11 protein-coding genes, 1 other RNA gene and 1 pseudogene are annotated in these 10,481 nt (G+C 46.6%); 10 read left to right on the top strand and 3 right to left on the bottom strand.

The features are described 5' to 3' along the window. The 8 genes from FDW94_RS24060 to FDW94_RS10260 all read left to right on the top strand — a co-directional run. A partial coding sequence (locus tag FDW94_RS24060; protein ID WP_249358393.1) for an ATP-binding cassette domain-containing protein occupies nt 1-1,248 on the top strand: 1,248 nt, incomplete at its 5' end. 7 nt (nt 1,249-1,255) lie between these two features. Beyond that, nucleotides 1,256-2,419: an HlyD family efflux transporter periplasmic adaptor subunit gene (locus FDW94_RS10230; RefSeq protein ID WP_137377552.1), complete on the top strand. Its 1,164-nt coding sequence runs from the start codon at nt 1,256-1,258 to the stop codon at nt 2,417-2,419. A 72-nt stretch (nt 2,420-2,491) separates the two neighbouring features. Beyond that, nucleotides 2,492-2,855, top strand: a transfer-messenger RNA (tmRNA) gene (ssrA, locus tag FDW94_RS10235). 184 nt (nt 2,856-3,039) lie between these two features. Then, nucleotides 3,040-4,248, top strand: coding sequence for an integrase domain-containing protein (locus FDW94_RS10240; protein ID WP_137377530.1), 1,209 nt, complete (start codon nt 3,040-3,042; stop codon nt 4,246-4,248). Nucleotides 4,249-4,289: 41 nt separating this feature from the next. Further along, the gene (locus FDW94_RS10245; RefSeq protein WP_126502266.1) at nt 4,290-4,652 is read left to right on the top strand and encodes a hypothetical protein; all 363 of its coding nucleotides are present in this window, start codon (nt 4,290-4,292) and stop codon (nt 4,650-4,652) included. Next, nucleotides 4,639-5,220, top strand: a complete 582-nt coding sequence (locus FDW94_RS10250) for an ABC-three component system protein (protein ID WP_223824775.1) — start codon at nt 4,639-4,641, stop codon at nt 5,218-5,220. The genes FDW94_RS10245 and FDW94_RS10250 overlap by 14 nt, the downstream gene beginning before the upstream one ends. Further along, nucleotides 5,220-5,711: an ABC-three component system middle component 5 gene (locus tag FDW94_RS10255; protein ID WP_137377531.1), complete on the top strand. Its 492-nt coding sequence runs from the start codon at nt 5,220-5,222 to the stop codon at nt 5,709-5,711. The genes FDW94_RS10250 and FDW94_RS10255 overlap by 1 nt, the downstream gene beginning before the upstream one ends. Then, nucleotides 5,704-7,629, top strand: a complete 1,926-nt coding sequence (locus tag FDW94_RS10260; protein ID WP_137377532.1) for a hypothetical protein — start codon at nt 5,704-5,706, stop codon at nt 7,627-7,629. Before FDW94_RS10255 ends, FDW94_RS10260 begins: the two co-directional genes overlap by 8 nt. 377 nt (nt 7,630-8,006) lie before the next feature. On the opposite strand, the gene FDW94_RS10265 is transcribed toward FDW94_RS10260, so the two are convergent. The 3 genes from FDW94_RS10265 to FDW94_RS10275 are packed head-to-tail and all read right to left on the bottom strand — an operon-like array spanning nt 8,007 to nt 9,575. Then, nucleotides 8,007-8,573 carry a phage polarity suppression protein gene (locus tag FDW94_RS10265; RefSeq protein WP_137377533.1) on the bottom strand — a complete coding sequence of 189 codons (567 nt, stop codon included), beginning with the start codon at nt 8,571-8,573 and terminating at the stop codon, nt 8,007-8,009. A gap of 15 nt (nt 8,574-8,588) precedes the next feature. Next, nucleotides 8,589-8,828: an ogr/Delta-like zinc finger family protein gene (locus FDW94_RS10270; protein WP_137377534.1), complete on the bottom strand. Its 240-nt coding sequence runs from the start codon at nt 8,826-8,828 to the stop codon at nt 8,589-8,591. Nucleotides 8,829-8,831: 3 nt separating this feature from the next. Beyond that, nucleotides 8,832-9,575, bottom strand: coding sequence for a capsid protein (locus tag FDW94_RS10275; protein ID WP_170974232.1), 744 nt, complete (start codon nt 9,573-9,575; stop codon nt 8,832-8,834). Nucleotides 9,576-10,125: 550 nt separating this feature from the next. On the opposite strand from FDW94_RS10275, the gene FDW94_RS10290 reads away from it, so the two are divergent. Both FDW94_RS10290 and FDW94_RS24065 read left to right on the top strand, forming a co-directional pair. After that, nucleotides 10,126-10,392, top strand: a complete 267-nt coding sequence (locus FDW94_RS10290; protein ID WP_170974233.1) for an AlpA family transcriptional regulator — start codon at nt 10,126-10,128, stop codon at nt 10,390-10,392. Then, nucleotides 10,389-10,481 (top strand): annotated as a pseudogene (locus FDW94_RS24065) (host cell division inhibitor Icd-like protein); the annotation flags it as partial. The gene FDW94_RS10290 and the pseudogene FDW94_RS24065, both read left to right, overlap by 4 nt.

Genomic DNA, 10,481 nt, shown 5'->3' on the forward strand with positions numbered 1-10,481 from the left:
GCCCTGCTGATGATCCTGCCCGGTTTGCTGTTACAGAAAAAGCTGGCGGTGCTCGCCAACCAGGCTGCCCATGAATCCACCCTGCGCAACGCGGTGCTGGTCGAGAGCGTTCAGGGGCTGGAAGACATCAAGCTGATGCAGGCGGAAAACCGCTTTTTACAGCAGTGGAACAGCTACATCCGCATTACCGGAGAGTCCGGGCTGCGCACGCGCAGGCTGACTCAGGGGCTGATTGGCTGGGGCATGTCGGTACAAAGCCTGGTCTACGCCGCCATCATTATGTTCGGCGCGCCGATGGTCATTGAAGGCACGATGACCACCGGCGCCGTGGTGGCCGCTTCGATGCTCGGTTCCAGAATGATTGCCCCAATGGCTAATCTGTGCGGTGTGCTGGCCCGCTGGCAACAGGTCAAGGCGGCGAAGATGGGGTTAGACAGCATCATGCAGCTTCCCACCGAAACGCAGTACGACGAAGACCGGGTGCATCAGGAGATTTTTCACGGTCATTATCTGTTTGAGAACGCACACTTTCGCTACCACAGCGACGATCAGCGCGTTCCGCTGCGCATCTCGCGCCTGGAGGTCATGCCCGGCGAGCGCGTGGCAATCCTCGGGCGTAACGGTGCCGGGAAATCAACCCTGCTGCAGGCCATGGCGGGTGGTGTGGAGATTATCCAGGGCGATGTCCGGCTCGACAACCTGAGTCTGGCGCAGATCGATATGGCTGATTTACGCCGCAACATCGGTTTTCTTAGCCAGAACGCTCGGCTGTTTTTCGGCACCCTGCGCGAGAACCTGACCCTCGGCGCACCGCATGCCAGCGACGCGCAGATCTTCGAAGCGCTGGAGGTCAGCGGCGCGGCAGCTTTCGTTAAACAGCTCGCCAAAGGGCTGGCGCACCCCATTATGGAGGGCGGCAACGGTTTGTCCGGTGGACAACGGCAGTCGATCCTGCTGGCAAGAATGCTGCTGCGATCGCCCAATATCGTGCTGCTCGACGAACCCAGCGCCTCGCTGGATGAACATACCGAGCGGGAGTTTATTCAGCGCCTGAACCAGTGGCTGGGCAACCGCACATTGGTTGTCGCCACCCATCGCGTACCGGTTCTGGAGCTGGTCGAGCGCGTGGTGGTATTAAAAGAAGGTCAACTGGTCATGGATGCCCCGAAAGCGCAGGCATTAAATGCGAGCCGGGCACCCGCCCCAACTCACGGTCGGGAGTGGAAAAATGAAAACCAATCCGCATGATGCCGCCATGGACGACCTCGATATCCGCCGCGAGCACCGTTTTTCCGGGGCCAGCCGCATTATTCTGCTCAGCACCCTGCTGTTTGCCGTCCTGGGTATCTGGGCATATTTCGGCAAGCTGGATGAAGTCTCAACCGGCAGCGGAAAAGTGATCCCCAGCTCGCGAGAGCAAGTCTTGCAGTCGCTGGATGGCGGCATTCTCGCCGAGCTTACTGTACGCGAGGGAGATAAAGTGCAGGCCAATCAAATAGTCGCCCGCCTCGACCCCACCCGTTCTGAGTCCAATGTTGGGGAGAGTGCAGCCCGTTATCGCGCCTCACTGGCTTCCAGCGCAAGGCTTAATGCCGAAGTTAACGATCTGCCGCTGGTCTTTCCCGATTCACTGCGCGCCTGGCCGGCTCTCATCGCCTCCGAAACTCGCCTGTATAAAAGCCGCCGCGCGCAGCTTGCGGATTCAATGGCAGAACTGCAAGATGCACTGGTCTCAGTAAATAAAGAACTGGCCATCACCCAACGGCTGGAGAAAAGCGGTGCCGCCAGCCACGTAGAAGTGCTGCGCCTGCAACGACAAAAAAGCGATCTGGGATTAAAAATCACCGACCTGCGCTCACAATATTTCGTGCAGGCGCGGGAAGCGCTGTCAAAAGCTAACGCCGAAGTGGATATGCTGGCGGCTATTTTAAAAGGACGTGAGGATTCCGTCACCCGCCTGACCGTACGCGCGCCGATGCGCGGTATTGTGAAAAACATCCAGGTCACCACCATCGGCGGCGTTATCCCGCCCAACGGCGAGATGATGGAGATTGTGCCGCTGGACGATCATCTACTAATAGAAACCCGCCTGTCGCCGCGTGATATTGCGTTCATCCATCCCGGTCAGCGGGCGCTGGTGAAGATAACCGCCTATGACTACGCCATTTACGGCGGGCTGGAAGGCGTAGTCGAAACCATCTCCCCGGACACCATTCAGGACAAAGTGAAACCTGAAATCTTCTATTACCGCGTGTTTATCCGCACCCATCAGGACTTCTTACAGAACAAACTGGGACGCCATTTCTCCATAGTACCGGGCATGATTGCCACAGTGGATATAAAAACAGGTGAAAAAACCATCGTCGACTATTTAATCAAACCGTTTAATCGCGCAAAAGAAGCGCTGCGCGAGCGCTAAATCCTTGAGGATTAGGGGTTGCGGGGGCTGGTCACGCGTGTCACAAGTCTGTTATACTTGCTCTAACACATTGGGGCTGATTCTGGATTCGACGGGATTCGCGAAACCCAAGGTGCATGCCGAGGGGCGGTTGGCCTCGTAAAAAGCCGCAAAAAAATAGTCGCAAACGACGAAAACTACGCTTTAGCAGCTTAATAACCTGCTCTGAGCCCTCTCTCCCTAGCTTCCGCTCTTAAGACGGGGATCAAAGAGAGGTCAAACCCAAAAGAGATCGCGTGGAGGCCCTGCCTGGGGTTGAAGCGTTAAAACTAATCAGGCTAGTCTGGTAGTGGCGTGTCTGTCCGCAGGTGCCAGGCGAATGTAAAGACTGACTAAGCATGTAGTGCCGAGGATGTAGGAATTTCGGACGCGGGTTCAACTCCCGCCAGCTCCACCAAATGATGATCCGGATACGTCCGGTGAAGTACAGAAAGCCCGCACGGCACAAGCCCTGCGGGCTTTTTTGTGTCTGTCGTTGTCCGAGAACATCCGGCTAAATCCGGTGATTATTGGTATACGTTTAGGTATACGGTAGGATGTATACCTAAAAGCGTATACCAATTCATGAAGGAGCGGCCACTGTGGCACGGACAACACGCCCCCTTACCAACACCGAAGTTCTTCGCGTTAAAGCGTTAGAGAAGGATCTAACTCTGCATGATGGCGATGGCCTTTTCCTGATAGTGAAAACCAGCGGGAAAAAGCTCTGGCGTTTCCGTTATCAACGTCCAGCGACAAAACAGAGGACAATGATGGGGCTTGGTGCCTTCCCCGCCCTTTCACTTGCTGATGCCCGAGGGTTAAGAGCGGATTACCTTGCCTTGTTAGCCAACGGAATTGACCCACAAATTCAGGCCGAAGTTGCAGAGGAACAGCAGCAAATCGCTCTGGACAGTATTTTCTCAACTGTCGCCGCTAACTGGTTCCAGCTCAAAAGTAAAAGCGTTACCCCTGATTACGCAAAAGACATTTGGCGCTCATTGGAGAAAGATGTATTCCCTGCCATCGGTGAGATCCCCGTTCAGCAAATCAAAGCCAGGACACTGGTTGAAGCTCTTGAGCCAATAAAAGCACGTGGAGCACTTGAGACTGTGCGCCGGTTGGTGCAGCGCATTAACGAGATAATGATTTATGCCGTAAACACTGGCCTCATTGATGCTAATCCAGCATCAGGTGTTGGGATGGCCTTTGAGAAGCCCAAAAAACAAAATATGCCGACGCTGCGGCCAGAAGAATTGCCCAAGCTGATGCGTTCTTTGATTATGTCCAATCTGTCTGTTTCGACGCGCTGTCTTATTGAGTGGCAACTTCTGACCCTTGTGCGCCCTTCTGAAGCCTCCGGCACTCGGTGGGCAGAGATCGATCTCGATGCAAAGCTCTGGACGATTCCAGCCGAACGGATGAAGGCCAAGCGTGAGCATGTTGTTCCCTTATCGCCCCAGGCATTAGAGATTCTGGAAGTGATGAAACCAATCAGTGCTCATCGTGAACATCTTTTCCCAAGCAGGAATGATCCAAAGCAAGCGATGAATAGCCAGACTGCAAATGCTGCTTTAAAGAGAATCGGATATGGTGGTAAATTAGTAGCTCATGGTTTACGGGCAATTGCTAGTACATGTATGAATGAAGCAGAATTTAATCCTGATGTAATTGAAGCTGCATTAGCTCATATTGAAAGTAATGATGTTAGAAAAGCCTATAACCGCTCAACCTATCTAGAGCATCGAAAAGAATTGATGGACTGGTGGGGTATGCAGTGCACTTCTGCAAAAAATGGGACTGTTCGATAGCAGCATCTTTTTGACTCAATTCTACATACACGGAGTAATAAATGGAACTTGGTTTCTTTAAGAGTAGCTTGAAATACAATGCAGGAGCAACGATTTTCTGTGTTTTTGCATTATATTTATCAATGCCTATTTTTGAAAATGTTAATTTCATCTCGAACCATCCAATTATCGTCTCAGTACTATTTATATTATTAGTAAATTCTTTACTTTTGATAATTTACTGGACATCCCATAACAAAAAAACAAATTCTCAACCGGGTATAAAAGGAAACAAAATAACCGGAAATAAAGCAAAAAACATTAACATACTTTCCAATGGGGAAATAACTAAAAACATCGTCAGTAATAATGAAAGCGATGGTGACATTAATATTGGACAGGGCTTCAAAAATGGAAAAAAGTGAAGGCCTAGTCATATCTGATAATGAAATAACTAATAATAGTCCAGGAAGAGATCTTAACGTTGGGACACACATAAGTTTCAATGAGGTTAAAAATCGGAGCAATGCACTAGCAAATTTATTAGAACGTTCTAAAAAACTTTGTGAGACAGATCAAGAATATAGATACATGCTCGAAGAGTTGCAAGAGTATCTTCAACCACGTCCCGGTCGTAAAATCATAGGGTTAGAAGAAAAACTAAAAGAAGGCAATCGTCTTGATTTGTTAGAAGATGCGGCTTATTTAGAAAATAAGTTTGCAAGGCGAGTTAGCAAGCATCAGTTTTCCATATCAGAAGAAATAATTTACTGTCATTGTTTAAGTAAAATAAACTCATCTTTTTCACAATACGTCAAACCACTGTTTAAAAACACAGTAAACACTGCTATAATTGACAGAGTCATTTATGACAGAATCGTTGAACCTCTTTATGAAGAAGTGTCTGAAGTTAGTACCGCCATTTCTAGCGAATTAATTAGAGGCATGATTTTCTTCTTAACGGGTAAATGTCACTTACGGTGGGTTGGTTAATGATTATTTATCATCCATTTAAAGATGCAAACCATTGCTCATATCGTATTATAAGTTTGCTATATAAAAATAATAGTAAGATTAGGGATGAGCACCTTAATTTTATGGATTTTTATTACCTTTTCCCTTGTCAAATGCAGAATATTGATGGGTGGCCGCGCTCAAATTCAAAACTTGCACGCCAAATTTCTACTATAGCGCACTCTTATGAAGCAATTGAAAATCCTCGTAGAATTTTCTTTGAATTAAATATAATACGTAAAAACACCTTGGCGCATTTATTTTCGAAGGGAATTCTATCTTTGATAGATGAATATATCTTCCTGAATATTGAAAGAATACCAGCATCCCTGATTAATACGCTTGAAGCTGACACCTTTAGAGCTAGCTTTGAATTTACTACCATTGCTAACGAAATACCAAAACTGGCGATCAAAGGCAAAAAAGGCCTCAAGGCAAAAACTAATTTAATGGAATATCGTTATGATTAAAAAACCTTCATATCTCAAATTAAATAGATTAGTCATAACTAAAGCTGGAAAACAGTTATATGACGAAAAATTTCACGATGGAATAAACATAATCAGAGGAGAACATTCTGTAGGAAAATCAACAATTTTAGATATGATTTTTTATGTTTTAGGTGGCGAATTAAAAAAAGACGACTGGAAATATCCAGCTGATGAATGCTCGAATGTCAATGCAGAAATTACAATCAATGACCGAATTATTACCTTAACCAGACCGGTGGATCCTAGTGGTGCAGTTCCTCATATTAAAATCTATGAGGGAGAGTATGAAAAGGCGATGAAAGATGCAGATGGCTGGCTAGACTATGGTTCAAGGAGAAGCAATGAGCGATTGAGCTTCTCAGAAATGATGTTTGAACTTTTCGATTGGGGACAATATAAATCTGACAGCTATCAAAATTTAACTATGCATCAAATAATGCGACTTATTTATTTAAGTCAATCATCAGATTCCAACAGAATATTTCGCAAAGAATCTACTCGCTCTGACAATGAAAACACTAGAACAGCCATCGCTGAGTTTCTTTTCGGTCTTGATGATTTGGAAACTCACTCAGTTCGTCAAAATCTATTGAAGTATGAGAGAGATTATGAAAATACTGGAACAGAATTAAGAGCATATTTCGAGCTTTTGGGAAATGATGCTAGTCTAACCGTTGAAATAATTAACGAATTATTGAATGAAAAATACATTGAGCTATCCGAAATAGACTCAAAGAAAGAAATATTATTACGTTCAACAGATAATATTGATAGCAACAACGAATATAACTTAGCTATCGAACGCAATGACATCCTTTTAAAGATACAATCACTAACAAACAAAATATCATTTAATAACAATGAGTTAAGCTCAAACAAGATCGAGATTCAGGACTGTTTGCTTTTTGGGCAAAATTTAGTATATCGTTTAAAATCTTTAAATGAATCACAAGAAACATATAAAGGTTTAGGTCGAATTTCGTTTGAATACTGCCCTTGTTGTTTAACACCAATATCAGAACACGATAACACTGATAATGATAGTGGTTGCGCACTTTGCAAATCAACAGTCAACAATTCCTCATTAGAGGAGAAATACATTGAGTCACTGAACGAACTGCAATATCAACAGCGTCAGAATGATAAGATCATAGAAAAACTATATGGTTCAGCAGAATACATAGAGAGCTATATTCAAGAACTCCGAAAAGAACTTGAAAGCTTGCAAAATAGATTATTTGAAATCAACTTGGTTTCAAATCATCGTGAGTTGGCTATAACTTCAATCATAGAAGAAAGAACTGCAAAACTAATTGAAATCAACTCCCTACAAGATAAAATTGATTCAATAGCTAAAGTTGACGACTTAAAATTAAAACGTGAAGACATCGCAAAGCAAATGGAAAGCTGTCGTTCACGAATAGCCGCTCTTGAGGCAAAAAGTCAGCATAGAAAAGAATATGTTTACTCAAAACTATCTGAGTTTTCCACTTTTATTCTTGAAGGAGATTCGGGGAATGAAGAGCTATTTAAAACAGCAACTAAACTCTCCTCAGAGATTGACTTCGCAAAAGATCGCTGGCTTTTGAATGAACGGGTAAACTATTCAGATAGTTCAAACGTTGTCAAAAAAGCAGCTCTGCATTTAGCATTCCTTATTTTTTCAATCGTTGATTCAGCTTGCCGATATCCTCGTTTCTCCATCATGGACTTTGAATGTGGGGATATAAATGAAGCTCGAAGCCATAACCTCCAAAAATTAATCACTACAAGCCTTAGTAATTCAAAAGGCTTTCAACTTATTATGACCACATCTAAAATTGACTCATCTTTAAATAACAACACTTACGGGGTTGGTCGTTATTATGACAAAAATGACTACATTTTGAAAATTTGACAACGCCATTTAAAAATATAATCATTTAATGTAGTTCTCTTCACAAATCTAAGTTGCTAATTTATTAATAACGATTAGCAACTTTTTATTGTCACAACACGTTTTATATTCATATGAGGATGTTTCGATAAATTAGTTTTAAACACCTCAGTATAATAAATATGTGTATATCCACTCAGCGCGCAATGCTCTCCCCGCCACGCCTGCCCGCTTAAGAGGTCACTTTTAATGCAGGTGCATGAACCGGCTCAGGCCGCGCCGGTACTGGCGTGGTGGGGGAAATAAAATACGGGGATTTGCATGCAAAACCATGCACCTTATGGATGCATGGCTTTTTTCGGGAAAAATAGCAGAATTTTCGGGGATTTTTTCGCGCGCTACTGTGCGGCCAGTTCTGCACGTCGGCGGGTGTAAATCAGGTTCTGTGCCGGGGTGAATTTCTGGCGATTATCATCCCGCGAAGCCGCATCAGGCCTGAATCCGATGGCCGTTAAAATATCGCTGTCCTGCACGGAATAATTAATTTTTTCACCTGCGGCCAGCCACACCGACAGGGCTTCACGCAGATAATCAACCGAGTGCTGCATGGCGCTCTGTTTTACTGCGGGAAGCTGTTCATTATACCCCATCAGTTCAGGCGCTAGCGTGGCGGCCAGCTCCGCGCCGTGCTGCTGCATAAAGTCATGGAGCCGGTTGCGGATGCTGATGTGCTGCACCTCCTCATGTGAGCGGATATAGCGACCGGCGGCCTGATTAATCTCCCATTTTTTCACGTCGATATTGTCGCGCAAATCCTGCATTCTGCGCGGGATTTGTTCGTCACCGGCAAGGAGCTGTTCACGGTATTCAAGTTCAAGGTCAGCCAGTTCGGCTTTACGTTTCAGCCAGGTGTTTTTGTTCGCCTGACAGGCCTCAAAGGCCTGCTGTATTGTCACAGTGGTCACGTGTCTCTCTCCTGATTAATGCCGGAACGGCGAGCTGTAGCAGCCCTGTACTTTACGCGGCGGCGGTGGCGTCACCGGGGTGGGGTCAGGTTTCTCCGGTGCGGCACGTATCACACCGTCAACAGACTCGATGGTGCGGAAAGTGGCCGAGCATTCGATATTGGTACACTGGTGATAACGCTGTTTGACGTTTTCCGACAGATACCGGCTGGTACGGACATGCGCGGTCTTTTTGCAGAACGGACAGTGAAACATAATTCAGCCCTCTGCCTGTTCGTGGTCTTTTGTGGCCAGTTCAGCGGCAAGCTTCATCCGTCTGGCCGGGCTTCTTAACAGCGCCATATCAACCCCGGTTATGACCGGGCGATTCATGCCGGTTACGGACAGGACCGGCTCCTGCTCCATATCAAAATGATACAGGGCTGACTGCAGATTCAGGGCATCACCCAGCTCGCGGGTCACGGTCGCACGCGGCGAGGTTTCTCCGCTCATTTCCAGCGACCGTATACGCAACAGAAAGGCACGTAACAGTGCGGGGCTGATACCGGCCAGCGCCTTCTTCCACTCGCTGTTGGCGTATGTGGTGAACGCTTTTTCATGGGCGCTGATATAAGCCGTACCGGAGGAGCATGCGCCAAGCATGGCGTGGCTTTTGTCTTTCTCCAGCTCGGTAATCAGACCGGTGAACTCATCAGCCAGTTCGCGGCTGGCGATACGTTTACTGTGTTCAGCTTTCAGTTCAGGAGTGAGGTTGCCGCGTAAAGTTCTAAAGCGGCTGCGCCAGTCCTGTTCGGCCTGTGCACTTTCACTGAGGGCGGTCTGTCGTTCCTGCTCACAACGCAGAATGGAAGCCTCAATGTCGCTGAGTTTACCCATGCTGGCCGTGTGTGCGTCTTTTGCTTCGTTAAGTGCGGCCAGCGCACCGGCAATACGTTGTTCCGCGCCTTCATCCTGTTTACTGATAACGGTCTGCATGGCTTTGATAATGAGTTCGGGTTTCATGTTCAGGTTCTCCGTGTGTTCAACCTGAAATGATTCTGACGCCTCCTGCACAACAACACGATTCATTGCCGTTGTCAGAGTGCTGGCACAAACAGACCTTAAAAACCGGCTGGCCAGAGAAAGGTCGCAGGAAAACCTTACTCACCGTTTGTTTTTTTACTTATAACTATTCACTACTGTTCACCTTAAATAAAAAGATAAGTAATACAGTAAGTTAAGGGGTGAACAGTTGAGGGTCTGACTGTTCACCGTTTGTTCACCACTGTTCACCCATTGGTTTTTTCAGCCAGCCAGCTTCTTAGACTTTTTAGTGATTAAAAAAGATAAGTATATAAATAAAAGCAATGGAAGGATTGCCAATGGATTGCCACAGGATTGCCAATGTATGCCACCGATTGCCACTGTTTGCCATTCACTTGTTAACGGTTTGTTGTGTGAGATTTCGCTACAAAATGACTTGTTGCCCCGAGGGAAAATATACACAAAATAGAGAGCTACCCGAAGCCGGACGGACACGACCGGCACTGTATGGACTTTGTGAGGTAGCCCGATGCACACCGCTTTTTCTTCCCCGTTTTCTGCCCCTGCCGCCCCGCTGATGCCGGTTTCTGATACCGTTCACGAGCGCTTTATCCGTCTGCCCGAAGTGATGCATCTGTGCGGCCTGTCCCGCTCGACCATTTACGACCTCATCAGCCGGGAAGCCTTCCCGAAACAAATCTCCCTCGGTGGGAAAAACGTGGCGTGGGCGCAGTCTGAAATCACCGCATGGATGGCAGATCGCATTGCCGAACGTAACCGGGGCTATGACGCATGATGATGATCGTTCAGCAAACAGCCCCTTTTTCTGGCTTGCTTCTTTTCGCCATTTCCAGGTATAGTTTTCCCGCTGCCGCAAAATCGGCA

This window comes from Citrobacter sp. wls757, from assembly GCF_005280935.1.
GTDB lineage: Bacteria > Pseudomonadota > Gammaproteobacteria > Enterobacterales > Enterobacteriaceae > Citrobacter > Citrobacter portucalensis.